This window comes from Nocardia iowensis (assembly GCF_019222765.1).
GTDB lineage: Bacteria > Actinomycetota > Actinomycetes > Mycobacteriales > Mycobacteriaceae > Nocardia > Nocardia iowensis.
Map to the genome: position 1 here is coordinate 6,525,677 of NZ_CP078145.1, position 24,785 is coordinate 6,550,461.

The following is a 24,785-nucleotide window of genomic DNA, read 5'->3' on the forward strand; positions in this document are numbered from 1 at the left end:
GTCTGTCTGACGGATGGCGGCGGGCGAAGGTAACAAGCGGCGAGTTGTCACGATCCGGGCCCGCGCGTCGTCATCACTGTGGACGACGATGCGAAGGAGCCCACATGGACGAATACCTGGCCGACCGGTTCGAGGCGCATCGCGCGCATCTCATCGCGGTGGCCTACCGGATGCTCGGGTCGTTGGCCGAAGCCGAGGACGCCGTGCAGGAGGCCTGGCTGCGGCTGGCGCGCGTCGATCACGACAGCATCGATAATCTCGGCGGCTGGCTGACCACCGCCGTGAGCCGAGTGTGCCTGGATCTGTTGCGCTCACGCCGATCGCGACGCGAGGACTCGTTCGAAGAGCAGCTGCCCGATCCGATGGTGGTTATGGATGACGGCACCGAGCCGGAACAGCAAGTGGTGCTGGCAGATTCGATCGGCATGGCGCTGCTGGTGGTACTCGACTCGCTGAATCCGGCCGAGCGGTTGGCCTTCGTGCTGCACGATATGTTCGCCATGCCGTTCGACCAGATCGCGCCGATCCTCGGCAAGTCGTCCGCCGCGACCAAGATGATCGCCAGCCGCGCGCGCCGCCGCGTCCAGGGCGGTACGCCGCGCCTCGACGCGGACCTCCCCCGCCAGCGCCGAGCCGTTGCCGCCTTCCTCGCCGCCGCCCGCGACGGCAGTTTCGATGCCCTGCTGTCCCTCCTGGACCCCGACGTGGTGCTGCGCGCCGACAGCGGCGTCGGCGGCATCCAGATCATGCGGGGCGCACCCGTCGTGGCCGGACTGCTGGATACCTTCCACCAGTTCGCCAACCGGTACGACGTCGTGCCCGCCTTGGTCAATGGCGTTGCGGGCCTGCTGAGTACAGCCGACGGCAGCCCGATGTCGGTCATCGCCTTCACCGTCGCCGACGACAGGATCACCGGCATCGATCTACTCGCCGACTCCACCCGCCTAGCCGCCCTCCCTCTGCCGACCACACACCCGAGTCGCTAGCCCGCGCGTACTCGGTGTCCCGCGCGCACGAATCCGGTAGCCACCCCTCGTGCGCGGCAGGCCAACTCACGCACAGCGACTCAACTCACGCCCGCCAAACCGACCCTCGCGCGCCGCGGTCGACTCGCCCGCTCGACTCGATCAGGACGAAAACCCCGACAGGTTCGGTCAGTCGCGGTCGGGCGCGTGCACCACCGGCTCGACGTCCGGCGCACGCTCCACCGGCTCCGCCTCGTGGTCCGAGGAGAACAGGGAGAGGTGGTGGCGGTGGGGCGCCGGTGGGGCGGGCACGACGGTGCGGGTGAGCTCGGCTTCGGCCGCGGTCCGGACGTGTTCGACGTCGGGTTTGCCGGCGACCAGGTCCTGCACGAAGATTTTGGCGCGGATGACCGGCCGCCGGTAGCGCCGTTCGCGGACGATGGCGCGGTACATGAGGCGGCGGCGGTCGGCGTAGCGCCAGCGGGCCCACGGCGCGCCCGGCCTGCTCAACCGCAGCGCACCGACCACCAGCAGCGGCAGAAAGAACATGCCGAACAGGCCGGTCCAGATCTTTCCCTTGGCGATGACCATTGCCGCGAGCCCGAGGTTCACCACCGCGAAGGCGACCACGAAGACCCGGACTTCGACGCTCGGATCGCTACGGAAGTCATTGATGTCCAACAACCACAGCGGATGGAATCCCAGCAGCAGCAACCCGGTGACCGCGAGGGCGACGAACACCGCGTCCACCGAGGTGCGCCCCTGCTCCTCCCAGTACACGTCGCGCAGATAGAAGATCAGCGCGAATTCGTCGAGGGTGAGCGCGGCGCCGACACCGAAGGCGGCGGCGAGCACGGCGGCCGTTGTCGTGTCGGCGGTTTGGTACAGGGTGACCATGCCGACGCCGGACGCCAGTAGCAGGATCACCCCGAACACCATGTGGTGGATGTGCACCCCGCCGGACCGCACGTTGCCCGGCCACCAGCGCACCTGTTTCCGGATCAGCCGGACGCTGAGCCGGATCAACAGGAAGCCGACGATGAACCCGAGAAGGAAGCACAGCAGCGGGAGCCTGCCCTGCGCGATCACATCCTCACTGAGCCATCGTCGCATGGCCGCCTGAAACCTCCGTCCGACCTACTGTCCGAAACCTGCCCGGCGCAGCGCATCCGCCATCGAACCGCTCGGCGCGGGCGCGTTGCGGCGCTGATTGCCACCGCCACGGGCCTGGCCCTGATTCCGCTGTCCTTGATTGCGGCCCTGTTGGTTCTTGCCCTGTCCATTCTGCCGCTCGGGCGCACCACCCTTGCGGTCCCCTTGGCCACGCTGCCGGTTCTCGCCTCGTTCACCTTTGGCCGCGACTCCCGGCTCGTCGTCCAGCCGCAGCGACAACCCGATGCGCTGCCGGGCGACATCGACCTCGAGCACCTTCACCTTGACCACGTCACCGGTGTTCACCACCTCGCGCGGATCCTTGACGAAGTTGTGCGACATCGCCGACACATGCACGAGCCCATCCTGGTGCACGCCGACGTCGACGAACGCGCCGAACGCCGCGACATTCGTGACGACCCCTTCGAGCACCATGCCGGGCTCGAGATCGGCGACCTTCTCCACGCCCGCGGCGAATTCCGCGGTCTTGAACTCGGGTCGCGGGTCGCGGCCCGGCTTTTCGAGCTCGCTGATGATGTCGGTGACGGTCGGTAGACCGAAGCGTTCGTCGGTGAACTCGTCGGCGCGCAGCGAGCGCAGCACGGTTGTGTTGCCGATGACCTCGGTGATGTCGCGGCCGGTCTTTTCCATGATCCGCCGGACCACCGGGTACGCCTCGGGGTGCACCGCGGAGGTGTCCAGCGGATCGTCGCCGCCGCGGATCCGCAAGAAGCCCGCGCACTGCTCGAACGCCTTCGGGCCGAGCCGCGGCACCTCGAGCAACGCGGTCCGACTGCGGAACGGCCCATTCTGATCCCGGTGCGCCACAATGCTTTCCGCTACCGAACCAGCGATACCGGACACCCGCGACAGCAGCGGCACGGAGGCGGTGTTGACGTCGACGCCGACGGCATTCACCGCGTCCTCGACCACCGCGCCCAGCGAGCGCGCCAGCAGCGTCTCGGATACGTCGTGCTGGTACTGACCGACACCGATCGACTTCGGATCGATCTTCACCAACTCGGCGAGCGGATCCTGCAACCGTCGCGCGATCGACACCGCGCCGCGCAGCGACACGTCCATATCGGGCAGTTCCTGGGTGGCGTAGGCCGAGGCGGAGTACACCGAGGCGCCCGCCTCGGACACCACGATCTTGGTCGGCTTGTTCTCCGGAATCCGCGAGATCAGCTCGGCGGCAAGGGCATCGGTCTCGCGCGAGGCGGTACCGTTGCCGATGGCGATGAGCTCAACGCCGAACCGGGCGACCAGCGCGCCGAGCACGGCCAGTGACTTCTCGGTCTGCCCCTGCGGCTTGTGCGGATAGATCACCTCGGTGGCGACCGCCTTGCCGGTGGCGTCGACGACAGCCACCTTCACGCCGGTCCGGTAGCCGGGGTCGAGGCCCATCGTGGTGCGGGTGCCCGCGGGCGCGGCGAGCAACAGGTCGCGCAGGTTCGCCGCGAACACGTCGACGGCGTCCTTCTCGGCCGCTTGCCGCAACCGCATCCTGGTGTCGATGCCGAGGCTCACTTGCAGTTTGGTCCGCCAGGCCCAGCGCACGGTGTCCAGCAGCCAGGAGTCGGCGGCGCGGCCCTTGTCGGCGATGCCGAACTTGATCGCGATGCGGCCTTCGTAAATAGTCCGTTCGCCCGGTTCGCCAGGAGCGGAGCCTGCGGAGCGACCAGAAGACTCAGCTTGAGTGTCCGGCTCGAGGTGCAGCGACAGCACCTCTTCCTTCTCACCGCGCAGCAACGCGAGGATGCGGTGCGAGGGCAGTTTGGTGAACGGCTCGCTGAACTCGAAGTAGTCGGCGAACTTGGCGCCGGCCTCCTCCTTGCCCGCGCGCACGGTCGACTTGATCTGCCCGCGGTTCCACATCAGTTCGCGCAGCTCACCGACCAGGTCGGCGTCCTCGGCGAACCGCTCGACCAGGATCGACCGCGCGCCGTCGAGCTGCTCGGCGTTGTACTGCGCGGGATCGGTGGTCGGGTCGTTGATGAGCGCGTCGGCGACCGGCTCGTGGCCTGCCTCGCGCGCGATCTGCGCCTTGGTGCGCCGCTTCGGTTTGTACGGCAGGTAGATGTCCTCGAGCCGGGCCTTGGTCTCGGCGAGCATGATCTGCTGGTGCAGTGCGTCGTCGAGTTTGCCCTGGCCACGGATTGATTCGAGGATCGCGCCACGGCGCTCGTCGAGTTCGCGGATGTAGTGCAGACGCTCGTCGAGCAGGCGCAGCTGCGCGTCGTCGAGACCGCCGGTGACCTCCTTGCGGTAGCGCGCGATGAACGGCACGGTCGAGCCCGCGTCGAGCAGCTCGACGGTGGAGCGTACCTGGCTCTCCCGCACCCCGAGCTCGTCGGCGATGCGGCGGTTCACGCTGGCCTGGCTCGCGACGCCGGGGGATGTCGTGGGTGGGAGCACGGCGGGGTCGGACTCTGCACTTACGGTCTCGGGCGCTGTCGTCACGTCCGCAGACACTACCGGGACCGCCCGACAAGGGGCTCGCACCCAGTCGAACCGGGTCGCGCGTGCCGCATCACCGCTGGTCCGGCCTGCGGCACGAACCACCGGACCAGGCCGAGCGTGCTCGGCCTGGTCCGGTGGTTCGACGCATATACCCAGTTACCTACTGCAAGACCAGTTCCGGGCTGTACATCCGGATGATCCCGTTGCCGTCCTTGGTGACCTCGGTGAAACTGACATACCGGTGCCCGGGCTTGGCCAGTGCCTGGTCCACGGTCAACGGCGGGGAGGGGTATCTCCCGTTCGTGCAAGAGAAGGGACCGCTGGTCGCGACGTGTTCATCGGTTCCGCCGTCGGCATACGCGTCTTTATCCACGACCGTCACGACCATGGTGCAGTTCTTTTCATTGATGGAATCGTTTTTGAACGTGATCCCGCCGAATGCTCTCGGCACCCCGTTTTCGGCGTAAATGCAGGACTCCACTTCCGCGGAGCCATCGCTCGTCAGATAAACACCCGAGCAGCTATACGGGCTATCCGGCGCGGCGTCGGCGGCCGGTGCCACCAAGAGCAGCGGTGCGGCGCTGACGAAAACGCAAGATAGGACACGTGATAACGAACCGATGGACATGTAAGACCTCTCGATATCAGATTTGTCAATCCCCGAAAATGACCTTGTTCCACCATATGTGGCTCGCCGACAGGTCACATGACCACAGTAGTCGGGGCAACCGCTGGCGTTAACATCTCCACCAGCAGCGCGATGTCAGGTTTCGTCCACCGAACCCAGTAGCGCACGCGACAATTCGCGCATCTCCGCCTTGCGGATCTTGCCGGTGACCGTCATCGGGAACTCCTCCACCACGTGCACGTAGCGCGGGATCTTGAAGTGCGCCAGCTTGCCGGTACAGAACTCGCGGACGGCGGCGGCGTCCAAAGGTGTTGCGCCGTCCCGCATCCGGACCCACGCCATCAGCTCCTCGCCGTATTTCGGGTCGGGCACGCCGATCACCTGGGCATCCAGGATGTCGGGGTGGGTGTACAGGAACTCCTCGATCTCGCGCGGGTAGATGTTCTCGCCGCCACGGATGACCATGTCCTTGATGCGACCGGTGATCGCCAGGTAGCCGTCGTCGTCCATCACGCCGATGTCGCCGGTGTGCATCCAGCGGGCGGTGTCGATGGCCTCGGTGGACTTGGCGACGTCATTCCAGTAGCCGAGCATCACCGAGTAGCCGCGGGTGCACAGTTCGCCCGGCTCGCCGCGCGGTACCGTGAGACCCGTTGCGGGGTCGACGATTTTGACTTCCAGATGCGGACCTACCCGGCCGACCGTGCCGGTGCGCCGATCGATGCCGTCGTCGCGGCGGGTCTGGGTGGACACCGGCGAGGTCTCGGTCATGCCGTAGCAGATGCACACCTCGTGCATCCCCATCCGGTCGATCACCCGCTTCATGACCTCGACGGGGCACGGCGAGCCCGCCATGATGCCGGTGCGCAAGCTGGACAGATCCGGTGTGGCGGAATCCAATTCGGTCAGCAGCGCGATGAACATGGTCGGCACACCGTAGAGCGAGGTGCAGCGTTCACTCGCGACGGCCGCCAGCGTCGCCGAGGGATCGAACGATGGTGCCGGAATCACCACCGCCGCACCGTGACTCGTGCTGGCCAGGTTGCCCATGACCATCCCGAAGCAGTGGTAGAACGGCACCGGCACGCAGATCCGGTCCTGTTCGGTGTAGCCGCACAGCTCGCCGACGAAGAAGCCGTTGTTCAAGATGTTGTGATGGCTCAGCGTGGCTCCCTTGGGGAAACCCGTTGTGCCCGAGGTGTACTGGATGTTGATCGGGTCGTCGATGGACAGTTCCGCCGCGAGCGCGGCCAACCGATCCGCATCGATCGCCGTGCGCGCCAGCTCATCCCATTCCGGCGTGCCGAGCACCAGCACCTGTTCGAGGGACGGACAGTTCCCCCGAACCTGTTCGATCATCGCGACGTAGTTCGAGGTCTTGAACTCCGGCGCCGAGACCAGCATCCGCACCCCCGCCTGGCGCAGTACGTATTCCAGCTCGCTGGTGCGGTATGCCGGGTTGATATTGACCAGGATCGCGCCGATCTTGGCCGTCGCGTACTGCACGAAGAACCATTCGGCGCAGTTCGGCGCCCAGACGCCGACCCGGTCGCCCTTTCCGATGCCGCGGGCGGCCAGGCCGGTAGCCAGCGCATCGATCGCGGCGCCGAGCTCGCGATAGGTCCAGCGTCGCCCGGAGGGCTTGTCCACCAACGCTTCCCGGTCCGGGAAGGTGGCGACGGTACGGTCGAGGTTGCCGCCGATGGTGTCGCCGAGCAAGGGCGTGTCCGAGGTGCCGGACGCGTAACTCGGGCTCGGCATCACCTGTCCCCCGCTGGCGCAGCAGGTAGCGCTGCACTTTCCCGCTCGGCGTCTTCGGCAGCCGTGGTACGAAATGCACGGTGCGCGGGTAGGCGTGCGCGGCGAACTTCTTCTTCACCAGGTCCTGCAGCTCGGCGGCGAGTTCGTCACTGCCGACATAACCGTTGCGCAACACCACGAATGCCTCCAAGACCTCGCCGCGCAGTGCGTCGGGCATGCCGACCACAGCCGCGTCGGCGACCTGCTCGTGCAGCACGAGCACGCTTTCCACCTCGAACGGGCCGATGCGGTAGCCGGCCATGATGATCACGTCGTCGTCGCGGGAGGAGAAGTGGAAGAAGCCGTCCTCGTCCTGCGAGCCCGCATCGCCGGTGATATACCAACGCCCGTCCGGGGTGTAGCGCTGGGCAGTGCGTTCGGGGGCGTCGAGGTAGCCGAGGAACCACAGCAGCGGGCTGTTCTCGGTATCGATGGCGACGCGACCGAGCTCACCGGCGGGGGCGACGATGTCGGCGTCGTCGGACAACACCGCGCACGACCAGCCGGGCAGCGACCGCCCCATCGAGCCCGCGGGCACCTCGGTGTCCAGCGCCTCGTGCCAGGAATGGCAGATGACCATGCCGTGTTCGGTCTGACCATAGTGGTCGCGGACCGCGACACCGAGATGCTCCAGCGACCACGCGACGACCTCGGGGGTCAACGGCTCCCCGGCCGACGAGGCGCGCCGCAGCGTGGCATGCACCGGCGGCGCGATGGTGTCGGTGCGCAGCGCGCGGTACACGGTCGGGGCGGCGGCCAAGTTGGTGACACTGAAGCGGTCCAGCACGTGCCAGATGAGGGCGGGCGAGAACCCGGCATTCGCCAGAATGCTGCGCACACCGGCGGCCAGCGGGGCGAGGATCGCGTAATACAGGCCGTACGCCCAGCCGGGGTCCGCGACATTCCAAAAGACATCGTCCTCGCGGACATCCAGCGCGAATTCCTGATACGCGTGGAAGGAGGCCAGCGCGCGCAACGGAATCGGCACGCCCTTCGGAGTTCCGGTGGTGCCACTGGTGAACAGCTGCACCAGCAGTCCGTCGCCGCCGACCGCCACGGGTTCCGGCAGCTGGCTCGAGCTGTCGCCGAGCAGGTCCGCCATGCCGAGGCTGCCCGCGGGCGCGTCACCGCTGACGATGATCTGCCACGGTGCGTCGGCCGGTATGTCGGGCCCCGGCGCCAGCTTCGCCGCCTGGTCGGCATCGGCGATGACGATCGAGGTGCCGCTCGCCTTCAGCCGGAACGCGATGGCGGGCGGCGCGAATGCGGTGAACAACGGAACATGCACCGCCCCGCAACGCCAGATCCCCAGCAACGCCACCACCAAGTCCGTCGACTTCGTCATCAACGTCGCGACCCGATCACCTTGCCGGATGCCGAGTTCCGCCAGCCCAGCGGCGAATCGCGTCGAGCGCTCCCGCAGTTCACCATAGGTGAGATCGGTCGAGGACAGATCACTCTCGACGATGGTGAACGCGATTCCGTCCGCCGGATGCCGATCGCACAGCAAGTCCGCGGCTGAGGCGTCGGTCCGGTCGTACATGTCCAGCAGTTCGTGCACCCGCGAAGTCAGATCGATGCCCATCTCGCCACTCCTCATCGTGATCCAGCACACCCAATAGAGGTACCGCACTCGCTCCGGTCGCGCACGAGTGAAGAAGGCCTCCCTCCGGGCTCTAGTTCAATAGGATGTGGGTCACACCGAGTCCGCTACTACCCCCGAAAAGGGGTGAGTTCCATGTCAAACACCGCCCTGCTGCGCCCGCGGGACGCCGATGCGTTGCGCGCCGAAATCCGTTGGGTGGCAAGCGCGGCCGAGGTGCCGGTGGCGTTCGGCGGCGAGGTGCACGGCGACGCGCTGCTGCTGTCGGAATTCGTCGGCACCCTCACCAACGGGCTGCGTGGGCTGTCCGTAGTGCGTACTTCGGGGCTCGGCGGCCGCGTCATGGACTCCGGCCGTCCCGCCTCGGTGGCCGACTACGTCAACACCTCCACCATCACCCACCACTATGACGGGCCGGTATCCGGCGAAGGGCTCCGCTCGATCGCGGCCGTGCCGGTGATTGTCGACAAACGCTCCCGCGCCGTCCTCTACGCCGCCACCCGCGGCGCCAGCCCGCTCGGTGATCGCACGGTCGACCTGGTCGTCCGGGCCGGTCGCCGCCTCGCCACCGAAATCACCCTCCGCGACGAGGTGGACCGCCGCCTGCGCCTGCTCGAGACGACCACCCCCTCCCCCGACACCGCGCCGGCCGTCGCCGAGGAACTCCGCGACATCCACGCCGAACTGCGCGGCATGGCGCGCTCCGCCGACGACGAGGAGCTTCGCGGTCGCCTGCACACCGTATGCGAACGCCTCACTCGGGTCATGGTCGGCGACTCACCTCCCGACGCACCCCGACTGTCCCGCCGCGAACTGGACGTGCTGTCCCAAATCGCCCTGGGTTGCACGAATCAGGAAGCCGCCCAACGCCTCTCGCTACGACCCGAGACGGTCAAAAGCTATCTTCGCAACGCCATGACCAAACTCGACGCCCACTCCCGATACGAAGCCGTCGTCACCGCGCGGCGCCACGGACTACTCCCCTAGCCCCGTCGCGGTCAGTCCGTGGCGGGGTCGGGCAGCAGGTCTGGGCGGCGGGCACGGGTACGAGCGAGGGATTGTTCGCGGCGCCAGGCCGCCACTTTGGCGTGGTCGCCGGAGCGGAGGACCGGGGGAACTTCAAGGTCACGCCAGACGACGGGGCGGGTGTAGCTGGGGCCTTCCAGCAAGCCGTCGGAGAACGAATCCTCTTGGTGGGACTGCTGATTGCCGAGAACACCGGGAAGCAGGCGGACGACGGCTTCGGTCATCACCAGGACGGCCGCCTCGCCGCCGATCAGCACGTAGTCGCCGATGCTGACCTCTTCGACGCGGACCCGACGCCCGGCGTCGTCGAAGACCCGTTGGTCGATGCCTTCGTAGCGGCCGCACGCGAAGACGAGATGTTTCTCGGTGGCCCAGCGGTGCGCGGTTTCCTGGGTGAACGGGACGCCCGCAGGCGTCGGGACGACGAGCAGCGCGTCGTCGGGGCAGACCTCGTCGAGCGCGTCGCCCCACACCGTCGGCTTCATGACCATGCCCGGTCCGCCGCCGTACGGCGCATCATCGACGGACTTGTGCACGTCGTGGGTCCAGTTACGCAGGTCGTGCACGGCGAGCGAGATCAGGCCCTTGTCGATGGCCTTGCCCAGCAACGCCGTTCGCAGGGGCTCGAGATACTCCGGAAAGATCGTGACGACATCGAGCTGCACGGCTACCTCATTCCGGATCGAGGAGCCCTTCGGGCGGGTCGATGACGACGAGCCGATCGGCGAGCGAGACCGTGGGCACGATGGCGGTGACGAACGGGATCAGGATCTCCCGGCCGTCCTCGGCGGCCTGCACCGAAAGCAGTTCTCCCGCAGCCGAATGCAGCACCTCACGCACGGTGCCGACCACGGTTGCGTCGGTGAGCTGAACGGTCAGCCCCTCGAGTTCGTGGTCGTAGTACTCGTCCGGGTCGTCGGACGGCGGCAGGTCCTCGCTGTCCACCACGAACAGCGTGCCGCGCAACGCGTCGGCCGCGTCGCGGTCGGCGACGCCCGCGAGAAACACCAGAAGCCGGCCCGAGTGCTCTCGGGCCGACTCCACGGTGAAGTCGCGGACTTCCTTGGATCGCGCCAGCCGCCCGCGCAGCGTGCTGCCCGGCGCGAACCGGGCTTCCGGCTCGTCGGTGCGTATCTCGACGACCAGTTCGCCGCGCACGCCGTGCGACTTGGCGACCCGTCCTACGACTAGTTCCATCTACTGGTCGGTGTCGACCACGTCGACCCGGATGCCACGGCCGCCGATGCCGGCGACGAGGGTGCGCAGCGCGGTCGCGGTACGACCACCGCGACCGATCACCTTGCCCAGGTCTTCGGGATGCACGTGCACCTCGACGGTGCGGCCGCGGCGGCCGGTGATCAGCTCGACGCGCACGTCATCGGGATTGGCGACGATGCCGCGAACCAAATGTTCCACGGCATCGGCGACGACAGCGCTCATTACTCAGCAGCCTCGGCAGCGGCGGGCGCCTCGGCGGCCTCGTCCTTCTTGGCCTCGTCCTTCTTGGCGGCCTTCTTCTTCGGGGTGACGGCCTCGGCGGTGGGCGCGCTGTCGGCAGCGGCCAGCGCGGCGTTGAACAGGTCCAGCTTGGACGCCTTCTCCGCCTTGGTCTTCAGGGTGCCTTCGGCGCCCGGCAGGCCCTTGAACTTCTGCCAGTCACCGGTGATCTCCAGCAGTCGCTGCACGGGCTCGGTCGGCTGCGCGCCGACACTCAGCCAGTACTGAGCGCGCTCGGAATCGATCTCGATGAGCGACGGCTCTTCCTTCGGGTGGTACAGGCCGATGGACTCGATGGACCGGCCGTCCCGGCGGGTGCGGGCGTCGGCGACGACGATGCGGTACTGCGGGTTGCGGATCTTGCCCAGGCGGGTGAGCTTGATGCGAACAGCCATGCTTGTTCTGCCTCTTTCGTAGGTTGGTCACGGCGCAATTCAGCGACCCGCATGGTCTGCGAGCCCGGTTTAGCGCTTGGAGTGTGTGACCGCCGCGCGGTACGTAACCGGAGACGGGCTGACACTTGTCCGGAAGGACGGTGGTCCATTCTGCCAGACGGCACACTGAGGCCAGAAATCGCATCGCTGATCCGCCTCGCTAGCCTGCCTCTCCGCGTATTCAGGCCAGGCTCAGGTGGGGGTGACAGTGACGTTGGCGGCTGGCGGTTAGTGGTCGGGCGGGCTCGCCCGTTCCCGGCAAGTTACCCATGTGCTTGCGATATCAGTCGTCGCCGAAGCATCTCCGGACCCCTACCGTCGGTAGCGCAACAGCACCACTCCGGAGCTGAAAGGCCGGGTTTCGACTAGTTGCAGGACCGGGATCTCGGTGGCGCCTTCGAACAGGCGCCTGCCGGTGCCCTGGACGACCGGATAGACGAACAGGCGGTACTCATCGACCAGGTCGGCGGCGATGAGCGCGTGGACCAGCTGGATGCTGCCGGTCGCCACGATGTCCTTGCCCGGCTGGTCCTTGATGACGCGGAGCTCGTCGATGCCGCGCAGGATGACCGTGTTCTCCCACGCCGGGTCCTCGATGGTGCTGGACACGACGTATTTCGTCGCCTTGTTCAGGTGAGCGGTGACCCCGGACGTGTCGTCGGTCTGCTTCGGCCAATATCCGCGCATCTCCTCGAAGGAGATCCGCCCGAGCAACACCGCGTCAGAGGTCGCCATGTGCGAGCTCAAGGTCGCGACGAGGTCGGACTGGTCCACTCCCTCGGCGTTGGCCACGCTGAACCACTCCGCCGCTTCGATCACCCCGTCCAGCGTGATGTTCTCGGTTACCACCAGCTCGCGCATCGCTGCTCCTCCCGTCGGAAACTACGTCTCCTACTGAAGACGTGCCGCGCCAACGGAATTCATCGGTGTAGTCGCCGCTTTTTCGAGCTAGCGGACCAATGGAGTGAGGGTGCGCCCGGCGAGTTCGACCGCGCCCGGCTCATGACCGTTGGTGACCATGTTGACGATGATGCCCTGCACACCGTGGTCGAGCACCCTGGTCTGGAGTTGCTCGGCGACCTCGTCGGGGGTGCCGACGAACTGCCGGTCGGCGATGCTCTGTTCGCGTTCGGCGGCGGAGAGGGCGGCCAAGTCGATATCGAGGCCGCGCAGGAAGTCCCGCTGCTGTTTGCGGGCCCGGTCACCGTCCTCGTCGACCATCAGGAAGCACAGGTAGCTGACCTCCAATGTCGCGGGGTCGCGGTCGATCTCGGCGCAGCGCTGATGCAGGGCCGCGATCTTGCGCGGCAGCTCCGAGGCGTTGCAGATGATATTGAGGTGGTCGGCGTAGCGGGCGGCCAAGGCGAAGGTTTTCTTCTCGCCCGCACCGCCGAGCATGATCGGCAGATCATCGCGCAGGCGCGGCTCGTTCATGGCGTTGTCGGTGTGGTACCACTTGCCGTCGAAGGTGGCGTGCTCGCCGCGCAGCATCGGCTGGATGATCCGCAATGCCTCGTCGAGACGCTCGAAGCGGTCGGTGAAGGTGCCGAATTCGAATCCGTAGGACTTGTGCTCGAGCTCGAACCAGCCCGCCCCGATGCCGAGGATCGCGCGCCCGCCGCTGACCACGTCGAGCGTGGTGACCGTCTTGGCGAGCAGTGCCGGATTCCGGTAGGTGTTGCCGGTCACCAACGCGGACAACTGAATTCGCTCGGTGGACGCCGCGATACCGGCCAGCGCGGTGTATGCCTCCAGCATCGGGTCGTCCGGCGTCCCGAGGCCCGGCAGCTGATAGAAGTGGTCCATCACGAACACCGTGTCGAACCCTGCCGCTTCGGCCTCCCTTGCCTGCGCCACCACCGTCGGGAACAACTCCCGCACCGGCTGTCCGTAGGTGAAGTTGGGCATCTGATAACCGAGACGAATGGTCATATCGCCCGACCCTACGCGGGCGCGACAGCCAGATCAGGAGGAACTGTTGGCGGGAAGGGCCAGTGGCCGGGCGTTCAGCTTCCGGAGCGGCCGAAGCGCACGGTGAGCGCCGAGCCGCCCTCGGCATCGGGACGCTCGATCTGCTGCTGGGCGATGTCGACTGCCCAGGCGTAGCGCGGGTCGGGGCGCAGGGCGTGTTCGCGCAGGCAGGCTTCGGTGAATTTGATGACGTGCTCGTCGCCGTGTTCGACGGCGCGGCCGATCAACTCGTCCCATGCCGGTACCTCGGCTCGTTGCGCCCGAGTCAAGGCCGATTCCTCGCCGTCGTTGCCGGTGGTGATCATCATCAGCAGGGTCACCTGGGCCTGCCACAGCGCGGCCACGGTGGGCTCGTGCAGTTGTCGCGGCAGCTGTGGCAGCACCAGGCGGGCGGCCGCGGGTGCGGTGACGCCGTGCAACAGGGGAATGGGGAAGCCGTGGGCCGAGTGTGCGACGCACACGCCCGCGTAGTTCGCGGTCATGTCCGAGAGCAGCCGGTCGATGTGATCGGGGGCCAGTATCCCGAGGGCATCGGCGTAGCCCGGCATCGAATGCGGGTTACGCATGCGCGCCAGCCCCTCTTGCGGGCTGTTCGGCGGCTCGGTGAGCCGAGGGATGGCCGTCAGTGCCGCTGCCACGTTCGACCGGCCGGTCAACCGGCCGGGACCGGGGGCGTCGATGAACCGGGCGGCCCAGTAGCCGAGTCCGCGGGCCAGCTCGCGCAGCTGCGACGGCGTTGGTTGCGCGGTGGCGGCCAAGCCGCGCACGGCGTGCGCGGTGCGGATCAGGCCGTGTGTCAGTCCGGTCATCGGTCCCGGCAGCAGCCGTGGCCACCAGCGAACCAGCACGGCTCGCCAGCCTTCCTCGGCCATCTCGCGGAGGAAGAGTTCCTCGAAGTCACCGGCGCGGCCGATATCGCCGAGCGCGGCCCGCCAGTCCGCCTCGTCGGAGCCATCGAGCCGCTGGTAGGGCACGGGTGGCTCATGGTGTGGCGCGGCGTTGCGGTACGTCTCGATCCAGCCGGGCACCGCGTCGCCGTGACCGAGGACGGCCAGTGCTTCGGCGCCCATGGGTCCGTGATTGGCCAGGTCGCCACCGCCGAGATTGCGTTCGTACCCCAGATCGTCGAGGCGTTCGAGTGCGTCGTTGACTGCGTCGAGATAGGTGGACACCGCAACCCCTATGTTCGTACATCCAAACTGTTTGTGAATCCGAATATATAAGATGTGTGCATGCCCGACAAGCCCAGCGCACCGAGACTTCCGAGCCGCGCGGAGATCACCGAGGTCATCGGCTTCATGCCGCTGATCGCGAACTTCTTCGACAAGGCCCGCGCCGACATGCCTGCCGAGCACAGCGCGTCCTTCACCGAGCACAACCTGACCTCGCGGCATGGCGCGGTATGCGTTCAACTCGTGCCGGCGGAGTCGTTGAGCGTCGGCGAGCTGGCCGGTCGGATGGGGCTGGCGTTGTCGACGGTCAGCGAGCTCGTCGGCGACCTCGACCGGGCCGGATGGGTGAGCAGGCAGCCCGATCCGGCCAACCGGCGGCGCACTCTTGTTGCGCTGCAACCGCAGTGGCGCGAGCACATGGAGACCTTCGTCGCCCGCCGGGCCGAACCGCTACTGGCCGCGATGGCAACACTCACCCCCGAGCAGCGGGCCGGATTCGCGGCCGGACTACAGGCGTGGGCGCACGAAATCCGGCACTGGCGCGATTGATCCGCTGGAAGTTGAAGTCGCGGAACTAACGGTGGCCGGTGATGGGGCCGTGATCGGCGTATAGACGCCCGCGCAGGATCACGGCGTAGGGCGCGGTAAGCGTCTCCGGGTTTGTGCGTGGGTCTTCTTGGTACACAACGAAATCAGCGGACGCCCCGTGCTCGATGCCGGGGCGGCCGAGCCAGGTCCGGGCATTCCAAGAGGCGGCACCAAGGGCGTCGTGCTTGGACAGACCCGCGCCGCCGAGGGCGGTGATCTCGTCGGCGATGCGGCCGTGGCGGATGGAGCCGCCCGCGTCGGTACCCGCGAAGATGGGAATGCCCGCGTCGTGCGCGTTGGCCACGGTGTTGCGGACGCGGCGGTGCAGGTCCCGCATGTGGGCGGCATAGGTGGGGAATTTGCCTGCGCTGTCGGCGATTTCGGGGAAGGTGTCGATGTTGACCAGAGTCGGCACCAGGGCGGTACCGTGTTCGACCATCATCTCGATGGTGTCGTCGGTGAGGCCGGTGCCGTGTTCGATGCAGTCGATGCCCGCGTCGAGCAGGCCGGGTAGCGCGTCCTCGCCGAACACGTGCGCGGTGACCCTGGCGCCGTTGGCGTGGGCGGCGTCGATGGCCTCCTTGAGGATCGCGTCGCTCCAGAGTGGGCGCAGGTCGCCGACGGAGCGGTCGATCCAGTCGCCGACGATTTTCACCCAGCCGTCGCCGAAGCGGGCCTGCTCGGCGACGATCTCCGGGAGATCGCGTTCGTCGTCGAGTTCGATGCCGAGTTCGCGAATATAGCGGCGGGGACGGGCGATATGGCGGCCCGCGCGGATGATCCGCGGCAGTTCCTCGTGGTCATCGATGAAGCGGGTGTCGATGGGTGAGCCCGCATCGCGCAACAGCAGCGCACCCGCATCGCGTTCGGTCTCGGCCTGCGCGATGGCCCCCTCGCGATCCTCGTCTCCCCCGCCGTACCGGATCCCGACGTGACAGTGCGCGTCGACCAGTCCCGGCACGATCCACCCTGTGCGGCACAGCGTTTCGGCGCCCGGCACCGGCTCGAACGACACCAGCCCGTCCCGCACCCAGAGATCCCGGACTTCCGCATCGGGGAGAACCACACCTCGCAGATGCACAGCAAACCTCCCGGACTCGTCGGCTTGCCTCCCAACTTACTGTCCACGCCCCATGACAGTCACGCACCCGCAGCCGCCAGCTCCACCCCGCGCACCGGTTTGCACGCCACGCACGAAATCGCTAGCCAACTCGTGCGCGGCGCAACACCTTCTGCGCGGGGTCTACTTCTTGGGGAACTTCAGCTTCGACAGGTCGAAGCCTTCGAGACCCGGCGGGAGCTGGTCGAGACCGGCGGGCATGTTGGAGATGTCCGGCATGCCCGCGGGCAGACCGGGCATTCCGGCGGGCATGCCGGGGAGGCCGCCGCGCACCTTGGGCGGGGTAGGGCCGCGACCGCCCTTCTTGCCCTTCTTGCCTTTTTTGTTGTTGCCGCGGCGGGCACCGGGCATGCCCATCTGGCGGCCCATCATCGCCATCATCTTCTTGGCTTCGAAGAAGCGGTCGACGAGTTGATTGACCTCGGAGACCTGGACGCCGGAGCCGTTGGCGATGCGCAGCCGGCGGGAGGCGTTGATGATCTTCGGGTTGTCTCGTTCGGCAGGAGTCATGCCGCGGATGATCGCCTGCACCCGGTCGAGCTGCTTGTCGTCGACCGCGGCCAGCGCGTCCTTCATCTGACCCGCGCCGGGCAGCATGCCGAGCAGGTTGCCGATCGGGCCCATCTTGCGGATGGCGAGCATCTGATCGAGAAAGTCCTCGAGCGTCATCTCGCCGCTGCCGATCTTGCGGGCGGCTTCCTCGGCCTGTTCCTGGTCGTAAATCTGTTCGGCGTGCTCGATCAGGCTGAGCACGTCGCCCATGCCGAGGATGCGGCTAGCCATTCGGTCCGGGTGGAAGACGTCGAAGTCCTCGAGCTTCTCACCGGTGGACGCGAACATGATCGGCGCGCCGGTCACTTCGCGCACCGACAGCGCCGCACCACCGCGGGCGTCACCGTCGAGCTTGGTGAGCACGACACCGGTGAAGCCGACGCCGTCGCGGAAGGCTTCCGCGGTGGTGACGGCGTCCTGACCGATCATGGCGTCGAGCACGAACAGCGTCTCGTCCGGCTGCACGGCGTCGCGAATGCCCGCGGCCTGGCGCATCAGCTCTTCGTCGATGCCGAGGCGACCGGCGGTGTCGACGATGACCACGTCGTACTGCTTGGCGCGGGCCTCGGCGATGCCGCCGCGGGCGACCTCGACCGGGTCGGCCGCGGTGACGCCGAGCGCGTTGTCGCCGCCGCCGATGGAGGTGCCGCCGTGCGGCGCGAACACGGGCACACCCGCCCGCTCACCGACCACTTGCAGCTGGGTTACGGCACCGGGCCGCTGCAGGTCACAGGCCACCAGCAACGGCTGATGTCCTTGTCCCTTCAGCCATTTCGCGAGCTTGCCCGCGAGGGTGGTCTTACCGGCACCCTGCAGACCGGCGAGCATGACCACGGTCGGCGGGTTCTTGGCCAGCGTCAGCCTGCGCGTCTCGCCGCCGAGGATGCCGACGAGCTCCTCGTTGACGATCTTGACGACCTGCTGTGCGGGGTTCAGCGCCGCGGAGACCTCGGCGCCCTTGGCGCGCTCCTTGATCCGGGCGATGAAACCGCGCACCACCGGCAGCGCGACGTCGGCTTCGAGCAGGGCTAGCCGGATCTCCCGACAGGTGGCGTCGATGTCGGCCGGTGACAGACGCCCCTTACCGCGCAGATCCTTGAGGGCACCGGTAAGCCGGTCGGACAGGGATTCGAACACCGATCGCGCTCCTGATCTCGGGGGACGTCAATTGCCTCCCAGGGTAATGGGATCGGCCCGCGACGCGAGCGACGGCCCCGAAGGCGCTGCCGCGGCATGACCGTGCAGCGCCATGGGAGCACCGCAAATCCGGCCCAGCGTAGGCGCGGGCCGGTGTGTCCTTCGAGATCGCGCGTGTCTGTTTACTCGAGTGAACGGCGGCGCGGTTTGGCCGTCTTGCGGTAATCGTGGTTCTCCTTGGCCACCATGTAGACCGCCTCGCGGGCGGTCAATCCCAGCTCCAACGCCAGGTCATCGAGGATGGCCCATTCCGTGGTGGTGGGGATCCGCGAGCTGGCGACCGTCGAGGCGATGGTCATGGCGGTCACGGCCTGTTGTCCGGTCAATGTGCGACCCGGTAGCCAGGAAACCACCCAGCGATCCCCGCCGACGCACCGCGCCATGTGCGTGGTCTCGTCGCTCGTCATCATCGACGCCGAAACAACTTCAATTGCCACCGACGTACTCCCCTCATGCTAGCGATAGCCAGACGCTCTGATACTAGGGCGGGAGTGACCGACAACATAAGAGTTCCAGCAAATCACGTGCAACAGATTGGTTACTGGTGCCGCTGGTCAGGAATCGAGGATCTCCGGCCCCGGCATGCCGTCCTCGGGTTTCTTCGGCGCTGGCCGCGGCACGACGGCCAGAATCGCCTTTTCGATGGCCGTCCTGCGGTCCGGGCCGTCCTCGGCGCCGAGATCGAGGCAGAAGGTGTCGACCACCGCGGAACCCATGGTCACCACCTTTGCCCAGCGCACGTCGGCACCGCAGCCCTCGAGCGCGGCGGCGAGCCGGCTCAGCACGCCGATCCGGTCCTCGGCACGCAGTTCCAGCAGCACCTGCCCCGGCACCGAGGTACCGGACCACAGCACCCTCGGCTGGGCCTGCGCGTACTGACCCGGTCCGACACCGCCCGCTTCCCGCTCGCGCTTCGCGAGCACCGCCGGAACATCCAGGTCGCCAGCGATGGCGCGGATGAGTTCCTGACGCAACAGCCCGGCATCCGGCGGGTCACCGAACTTGGGGGAAACCACGAAAGTGTCGATGGCGGAATCACCTTCGACGCCGAGTGCGGCCGAAAGCACCCGCAGCGAGTGCAGGGCGAGCACCCCGGCGGCATCGGAGAGCAGCCCCGTGCTGTCCGGGGCGATCACGGTGACCGTGTAGGTGTACTTGCTCTCCCCCGGCTTCAATTCGACGTGCACACCGCCCGCCTTGGCCTTGGCGACCAGTTCCGGCGCGATCGGTTCCGGCGTCGGCAGCTCGCCACCCGCCATGACCAGGCGGCAGCGGCGGACGAGATCGCCGATGAGCGAGGCCTTCCAGTCGCCCCAGACACCGGGTCCGGTGGCCAGCGAGTCCGCTTCGGCCAGGGTGTGCAGCAATTCCAGCAGTTCCGGGTCGCCGTCCAGCGCGTCGACCACGAACTGCACGGTGGCGGGGTCGGACAGATCGCGGCGGGTCGCCGTGTCCGGGAGCAGCAAGTGGTGGCGGACCAGTGCGCTTAGGGTGCGCACGTCCGATGGCCAGAGGCCGAGCCGACGGCCGATGTGCGTCGCCAGTTCGGCCCCGACGACGCTGTGGTCGCCCGCGCGGCCCTTGCCGATGTCGTGCAGCAGCGCGCCGAGCGCGAGCAGGTCCGGCCGGGCCACCCGCGTACTTATCGCGCTCGCGTAGGACACCGTCTCCATCAGGTGCCGATCGACGGTCCAGGTGTGCAGGGCATCCCGCGGCGGCAGGTCACGAACGGCACCCCATTCCGGAAGTAGCCTGCCCCACAAGCCCGTTCGATCGAGTGCCTCGATCGCATCGATGGCGCCGCGGCCCGCGCCGAGCAGCACCAGCAGGTCGTTGAGGGCGTCCTTGGGCCACGGCTCGCGTAGCTCGGGCGCGTCTTCGGACAACCGGTTCAGCGTGGTCGCCGACATCGGCAGTCCGGTCTGCGCCGAGGCGGCCGCGACTCGCAGAATGAGCCCCGGATCGCGCTGCGGCCGCGCGTCCCTGGCCAGCACCACCTCGCCTGCGTGCTCGACCACTCCTTCGTCGATCGGCCGACGCACCGGCATGCGGCGCAGGCGGGCCAGACCGCGACGCGGCAGCGCGTTGGCGGCCGTGCGCAATCCGACATCGACGGAGTAACTCACCGTCCGCGCCGAATCGCTCAGCGTGCGTGCGAGATCGAACCGGTCGCCGATCCGCAGCGCCGCGCCGATCTCGTCGGCATCCTGCGCGCGCAGCTGGTCACGGGCCCGGCCCGCGACTCGATGTAGCTCAGTGCGAACATCCAGCAAACGACGGTGAGCGTGTTTCAGACCACCACCGGGCACCTCGGGACCGAGTCCTGGCATGGCATCGGTCAATTGAGCGATGGCGAGCGCATCGAGCAGTTGAATGTCGCGCAGGCCGCCGCGTCCGTTCTTCAGGTCGGGTTCGGCGCGGTGCGCGATCTCGCCACTGCGCTGCCAGCGCGCCTCGGTCTGGGCGATCAGTTCGTCGAACCGGGAACGGATTCCGGTCCGCCACTCCCGGCGCACCCCGCCGATCAGCAGATTGCTCAGATCCTGATCGCCGACGATGTGCCTGGCCTCGAGCATGCCGAGCGCGGCGATCAGATCGTCGGATGCCACCCGCAGCGCCTGCGGCACGGTCCGCACGCTGTGGTCGAGCTTGATGTGGGCGTCCCACAGCGGATACCAGAGCTGGTCGGCGACCTCGGCGACCCGGGCCGGGTCGACGTCGTCGTGCAGCAGCACCAGGTCCAGATCGGAGTACGGCAGCATTTCGCCGCGGCCGAGTCCGCCGACCGCGACCACGGCCAAACCGCTGTCGCTGGTGATGCCGAGTTCGGTGCCCTTGCTGGTGAGCCACAACTCGTAGAGGTCGACCAGGGCTTGCCGCAGCGACTCGGCATCGAGCCGAGGATTGCGCGGCACACCGCCGTCGAGCAGTTGGGTTCGAGCGCGGACCAGATCGGCCGCGCCATTGGATACCTTGCCGCCGTTGGCTTCTCCGGTCACCGTCCGGTCACCGTCGTGCTGACTATCCACAAACCCACCGCCCATCCATGCAGTGCGGCCCCGCCCCGACCGGTGCTCCGGTGGGAGGCGAGGCCGCCGCTCGATCAGATATTCGTTACAGCGCGTCGGTACCGCGTTCGCCGGTCCGCACCCTGATGATCGTGTCGACCGGGGTCACCCAGACCTTGCCGTCACCGATCTTGCCGGTGCGCGAGGCCTCGACGATCACCTCGACGACCTTGTCCACCGACGCGTCGTCGACGACCACCTCGACCCGAACCTTGGGCACAAAATCCACGGAGTACTCGGCACCGCGATAAACCTCGGTGTGACCCTTCTGGCGGCCGTAACCCTGCACCTCGCTGACGGTCATGCCGAGCACGCCCGCCTGCTCGAGTCCGGTCTTGACATCCTCGAGCGTGAACGGTTTGACGATTGCGGTGATCAGTTTCATGTTCGTCATGCCTCCTTGACGGCCGAACGTGCCGTGTTGCCCACAGCGGCGAAATCGTAGGCGGTTTCCGCGTGCTCGGACTCGTCCAAGCCCACCGACTCGGCTTCGTCGCTCGCGCGCAGCCCAATGGTGAACTTCACGATATAGGCAATGATCAGGCTGGCGATGAAGGAGAAGGCAAGTACCGCACCGGCACCGACGGCCTGACGCCACAGCTGATCGAGGCCGCCACCGTAGAACAGACCGGTCTTGGCGGCGCCCGCCTCCGGCGCGGCGACCAGGCCCACCATCAGGGTGCCGACGATGCCGCCGACCAGGTGCACACCGACCACGTCGAGCGAGTCGTCGAAGCCGAATTTGAACTTCAGACCCACCGCGAGGGCGCAGAGCGCGCCGGCCACGACGCCGATGGCGAGCGCGCCGAGCACGTTCACCGAGGAACAGGACGGCGTGATGGCGACAAGTCCCGCCACGATGCCGGACGCCGCGCCCAGCGAGGTGGGCTTGCCGTCACGGAACTTCTCCACCAGCAGCCAGGCCAGCATGGCGGCCGCGGTCGCGATGGCGGTGATGACGAAGGTGGAGCCCGCCAGACCACCGGAGGTGAGCGCGGAGCCCGCGTTGAAACCGAACCAGCCGAACCACAGCAGACCGGCGCCGAGCATGACGAACGGCAGGTTGTGCGGACGGAACGGAGTCGTCGGCCAGCCGCGGCGCTTGCCGAGGACGAGCACCAGCGCGAGCGCGGCCGCACCGGCATTGATGTGCACGGCGGTACCACCGGCGAAGTCGACCGCGAGGAGCTTGTTGGCGATCCAGCCGCCTTCGTGGATGACGTTGCCGTCGGCGTCCTTGGCGTCGAAGTCGAAGACCCAGTGCGCGACCGGGAAGTAGACGACGGTGACCCAGATGCCGGCGAACAGCAGCCAGGAACCGAACTTCAGGCGGTCGGCGACCGCGCCCGAGATGAGGGCGACCGTGATGATGGCGAACATCAGCTGGAACGCGACGAACACGCTCATCGGAATCGTGCCCATGAGCGGGATGTCGGTGGCCGCCGTGGTGACGGCGCCACTGGCGTCCTTGACCTCGGCGACCGCGTTACCGCCGATCAGCCCCTTCAGGCCGAAGAACTGCGCGGGATCGCCGATCACGTTGAACTTGTTGTCGCCGAATGCCATCGAGTATCCATACAGCGACCACAGCACACCGACCAGTCCCATGGCGCTGATGCTCATCATGATCATGTTCAGCACGTTCTTCGAGCGGACCATGCCGCCGTAGAAAAATGCCAGACCTGGCGTCATCAACAACACGAGCGCTGAACTCGCCAGCATCCATGCGGTGTCACCGGTGTCCGGTGCGCCGGTAAGGGGAAATGCCACCTTGAAGTCCTCCTCATCTCGGGCCCTGCCGACTCCGGCAAATGGACCTGCACAGAAGGGTCCTCATTCGGTGTTTCATCCACAGAGCTGTGGTGTTTCACCTGCGTGAACGGATGGGCCAGTTGTGTTGCGACCAGGTTTCGTGATTTACACCGCGAGTTTGCCGGCCGCTGTGAGACGCGTTTCGGACAAAAGGGAAATTTGGTTACCGCCGAGTAGAAGCAGCAAACATCCGGCGCGGACCGTGGCTCAGCCGAGGAGGGCGTCTACGAAGGCGCCGGGTTCGAAGGGGGCCAGGTCGTCGGCGCCCTCGCCGAGGCCGACGAGCTTCACCGGGACGCCGAGTTCGTGCTGGACCTGGAAGACGATGCCGCCCTTCGCGGTGCCGTCGAGCTTGGTGAGCACCACGCCACTGATGTCAACGACCTCGGCGAAAACCCGGGCCTGCATCAGGCCGTTCTGGCCGACGGTGGCGTCGAGCACCAGCAGCACCTCGTCGACGGCGGCCTTCTTCTCCACGACCCGCTTGACCTTGCCCAGCTCGTCCATCAGGCCGGTTTTGGTGTGCAGGCGGCCCGCGGTATCGATGAGCACGGCGTCGACACCACGTTCGATGCCCGCGGTTACAGCGTCGAACGCGACGGCGGCCGGGTCGGCGGATTCCTTGCCGCGGATGGTGTCGGCGCCGACCCGCTCGCCCCAGGTCTGCAGCTGGTCGGCGGCGGCGGCCCGGAAGGTGTCGGCCGCGCCGAGCAGCACTCGGCGGCCGTCAGCGACGAGCACGCGGGCGAGTTTGCCGGTGGTGGTGGTCTTTCCGGTGCCGTTGACGCCGACGACGAGCAGGATCGCCGGGTGATCGGGGTGCGGCAGGGCCCGGATCGAACGGTCGAGTTCCGGGCGCAGCGCCTCGATCAGCACGTCACGCAGAACGGCGCGGGCCGCGTCGGTGGTGCGGACGCTGCGGGAGGCCATTTCCTCGCGCAGGCGCGCCACCACGGCGGCGGTGCTGGCGGTGCCGAGGTCGGCAAGCACCAGGGTGTCCTCGACCTCCTCCCACGACTCGTCGTCCAGGTCACCGCCGCCGAGCAGGCCGAGCAAGCTCTTGCCGACAGCGTTCTGCGAGCGGGCCAGGCGGCCGCGCAGACGGATCAGACGGCCCGCGGTGGGGTCGATCTCCTCGACGGCGGCCGGGGCTTCGGCACCGGCGGCGGTGTCGGGAGCCGCGGGTTCGACGATTTCGGCGGGGGCAGGGGCGGAGTCGGCCGGGGCGGTGTCCGACGGAGTCGCGGCCGTGTCGGTGCCAGCGGGAACCGTACCCGACTCGGCCGTGTCCGCGGCGCCTGTTTCCTCCGGCGCGGTCTCCACGTCAGCGGCAGCCGCGCCGGATGCGGCACGGACCGCCGCGTCTCGGGATTCAGCGGCAGGCGCCTCGGTGTCCGGCGCCGCGGCGATGTCGGCCTCGGGCAGCTGGACATTCGTGATGCCCCGCTTCGGCGCGTCGCGCGGGATGGCCGCGTCGTCGCCGACGTGCGGCTGACCGTCGGTGTCGGTCCGCTCGACCGGTTGCGGCTCGGGCTTGGTCGCGGTGCCGCCGCGGCTGAAGTTGAAGCCACCCGAGGCCGCGTAACCACCCGACTTGTCGGTCAGTGCTTTGTCGGCGCTCTGCGGCGGCGTCAGCGAGACCCGAGAGCGCTTGTACCGGACAAATCCGACAACAAGCACCACGAGCAGCAGGGCGGCGGCCACGGCGATCAGGATCCAGGCTTCGGAACTCACGCG

21 protein-coding genes and 1 pseudogene are annotated in these 24,785 nt (G+C 67.6%); 3 read left to right on the forward strand and 19 right to left on the reverse strand.

Annotated features, from left to right (window positions below; genetic code table 11):
- The first annotated feature begins 104 nt into the window (after positions 1-104).
- Positions 105-986: a sigma-70 family RNA polymerase sigma factor gene (locus tag KV110_RS30125; protein WP_218470572.1), complete on the forward strand. Its 882-nt coding sequence runs from the start codon at positions 105-107 to the stop codon at positions 984-986.
- 168 nt (positions 987-1,154) lie between these two features.
- Here KV110_RS30125 and KV110_RS30130 read toward each other — a convergent pair whose 3' ends face one another.
- From KV110_RS30130 to KV110_RS30150, 5 genes and pseudogenes are all read right to left on the reverse strand, one after another.
- Positions 1,155-2,078: a hypothetical protein gene (locus tag KV110_RS30130; RefSeq protein WP_218470573.1), complete on the reverse strand. Its 924-nt coding sequence runs from the start codon at positions 2,076-2,078 to the stop codon at positions 1,155-1,157.
- A 24-nt stretch (positions 2,079-2,102) separates the two neighbouring features.
- On the reverse strand, positions 2,103-4,535 hold the full coding sequence (locus KV110_RS30135) for a Tex family protein (protein WP_218479088.1): 2,433 nt from the start codon (positions 4,533-4,535) through the stop codon (positions 2,103-2,105).
- A gap of 205 nt (positions 4,536-4,740) precedes the next feature.
- On the reverse strand, positions 4,741-5,208 hold the full coding sequence (locus KV110_RS30140; RefSeq protein WP_218470574.1) for a hypothetical protein: 468 nt from the start codon (positions 5,206-5,208) through the stop codon (positions 4,741-4,743).
- Between the two features lie 135 nt (positions 5,209-5,343).
- A complete protein-coding gene (locus tag KV110_RS30145; protein WP_218470575.1) occupies positions 5,344-6,969 on the reverse strand; it encodes an AMP-binding protein in 1,626 nt (541 codons plus the stop codon).
- A 10-nt stretch (positions 6,970-6,979) separates the two neighbouring features.
- Positions 6,980-8,593 (reverse strand): annotated as a pseudogene (locus KV110_RS30150) (AMP-binding protein); the annotation flags it as partial.
- A gap of 153 nt (positions 8,594-8,746) precedes the next feature.
- On the opposite strand from KV110_RS30150, the gene KV110_RS30155 reads away from it, so the two are divergent.
- A complete protein-coding gene (locus KV110_RS30155; RefSeq protein ID WP_218470576.1) occupies positions 8,747-9,598 on the forward strand; it encodes a helix-turn-helix transcriptional regulator in 852 nt (283 codons plus the stop codon).
- Between the two features lie 11 nt (positions 9,599-9,609).
- Here the strand turns inward: KV110_RS30155 and trmD are convergent, their stop codons facing one another.
- From trmD to KV110_RS30190, 7 genes are all read right to left on the reverse strand, one after another.
- Positions 9,610-10,302: a tRNA (guanosine(37)-N1)-methyltransferase TrmD gene (trmD, locus tag KV110_RS30160; RefSeq protein WP_218470577.1), complete on the reverse strand. Its 693-nt coding sequence runs from the start codon at positions 10,300-10,302 to the stop codon at positions 9,610-9,612.
- A gap of 7 nt (positions 10,303-10,309) precedes the next feature.
- Positions 10,310-10,834 (reverse strand): ribosome maturation factor RimM, encoded by a 525-nt coding sequence (gene rimM, locus KV110_RS30165; protein ID WP_218470578.1) that lies wholly within the window; start codon positions 10,832-10,834, stop codon positions 10,310-10,312.
- Complete coding sequence (locus KV110_RS30170; protein WP_067782143.1) at positions 10,835-11,077, reverse strand: RNA-binding protein; 243 nt, start codon at positions 11,075-11,077, stop codon at positions 10,835-10,837.
- The gene (gene rpsP, locus KV110_RS30175; RefSeq protein WP_218470579.1) at positions 11,077-11,529 is read right to left on the reverse strand and encodes a 30S ribosomal protein S16; all 453 of its coding nucleotides are present in this window, start codon (positions 11,527-11,529) and stop codon (positions 11,077-11,079) included. Before rpsP ends, KV110_RS30170 begins: the two co-directional genes overlap by 1 nt.
- Positions 11,530-11,880: 351 nt before the next feature.
- On the reverse strand, positions 11,881-12,429 hold the full coding sequence (locus KV110_RS30180) for a dihydrofolate reductase family protein (RefSeq protein ID WP_218470580.1): 549 nt from the start codon (positions 12,427-12,429) through the stop codon (positions 11,881-11,883).
- Positions 12,430-12,516: 87 nt separating this feature from the next.
- The gene (locus tag KV110_RS30185; protein ID WP_218470581.1) at positions 12,517-13,500 is read right to left on the reverse strand and encodes an LLM class F420-dependent oxidoreductase; all 984 of its coding nucleotides are present in this window, start codon (positions 13,498-13,500) and stop codon (positions 12,517-12,519) included.
- Between the two features lie 74 nt (positions 13,501-13,574).
- Positions 13,575-14,711, reverse strand: coding sequence for a questin oxidase family protein (locus KV110_RS30190; RefSeq protein WP_218470582.1), 1,137 nt, complete (start codon positions 14,709-14,711; stop codon positions 13,575-13,577).
- Between the two features lie 60 nt (positions 14,712-14,771).
- On the opposite strand from KV110_RS30190, the gene KV110_RS30195 reads away from it, so the two are divergent.
- Positions 14,772-15,260, forward strand: coding sequence for a MarR family winged helix-turn-helix transcriptional regulator (locus KV110_RS30195; protein WP_218470583.1), 489 nt, complete (start codon positions 14,772-14,774; stop codon positions 15,258-15,260).
- 25 nt (positions 15,261-15,285) lie between these two features.
- Here the strand turns inward: KV110_RS30195 and KV110_RS30200 are convergent, their stop codons facing one another.
- The 7 genes from KV110_RS30200 to ftsY form a co-directional block, all read right to left on the reverse strand.
- On the reverse strand, positions 15,286-16,380 hold the full coding sequence (locus KV110_RS30200) for an amidohydrolase family protein (RefSeq protein WP_218470584.1): 1,095 nt from the start codon (positions 16,378-16,380) through the stop codon (positions 15,286-15,288).
- A 162-nt stretch (positions 16,381-16,542) separates the two neighbouring features.
- Positions 16,543-18,108, reverse strand: coding sequence for a signal recognition particle protein (gene ffh, locus KV110_RS30205; RefSeq protein WP_218470585.1), 1,566 nt, complete (start codon positions 18,106-18,108; stop codon positions 16,543-16,545).
- A 182-nt stretch (positions 18,109-18,290) separates the two neighbouring features.
- Positions 18,291-18,605, reverse strand: a complete 315-nt coding sequence (locus KV110_RS30210) for a hypothetical protein (protein ID WP_246634079.1) — start codon at positions 18,603-18,605, stop codon at positions 18,291-18,293.
- Positions 18,606-18,722: 117 nt separating this feature from the next.
- Positions 18,723-21,212 carry a [protein-PII] uridylyltransferase gene (locus tag KV110_RS30215; protein ID WP_393538078.1) on the reverse strand — a complete coding sequence of 830 codons (2,490 nt, stop codon included), beginning with the start codon at positions 21,210-21,212 and terminating at the stop codon, positions 18,723-18,725.
- A 70-nt stretch (positions 21,213-21,282) separates the two neighbouring features.
- Positions 21,283-21,621: a P-II family nitrogen regulator gene (locus KV110_RS30220; RefSeq protein WP_040737447.1), complete on the reverse strand. Its 339-nt coding sequence runs from the start codon at positions 21,619-21,621 to the stop codon at positions 21,283-21,285.
- A gap of 5 nt (positions 21,622-21,626) precedes the next feature.
- The gene (locus KV110_RS30225) at positions 21,627-23,006 is read right to left on the reverse strand and encodes an ammonium transporter (protein ID WP_246634080.1); all 1,380 of its coding nucleotides are present in this window, start codon (positions 23,004-23,006) and stop codon (positions 21,627-21,629) included.
- 249 nt (positions 23,007-23,255) lie between these two features.
- Positions 23,256-24,782 carry a signal recognition particle-docking protein FtsY gene (gene ftsY, locus KV110_RS30230; protein WP_218470586.1) on the reverse strand — a complete coding sequence of 509 codons (1,527 nt, stop codon included), beginning with the start codon at positions 24,780-24,782 and terminating at the stop codon, positions 23,256-23,258.
- Positions 24,783-24,785 lie beyond the last annotated feature (3 nt).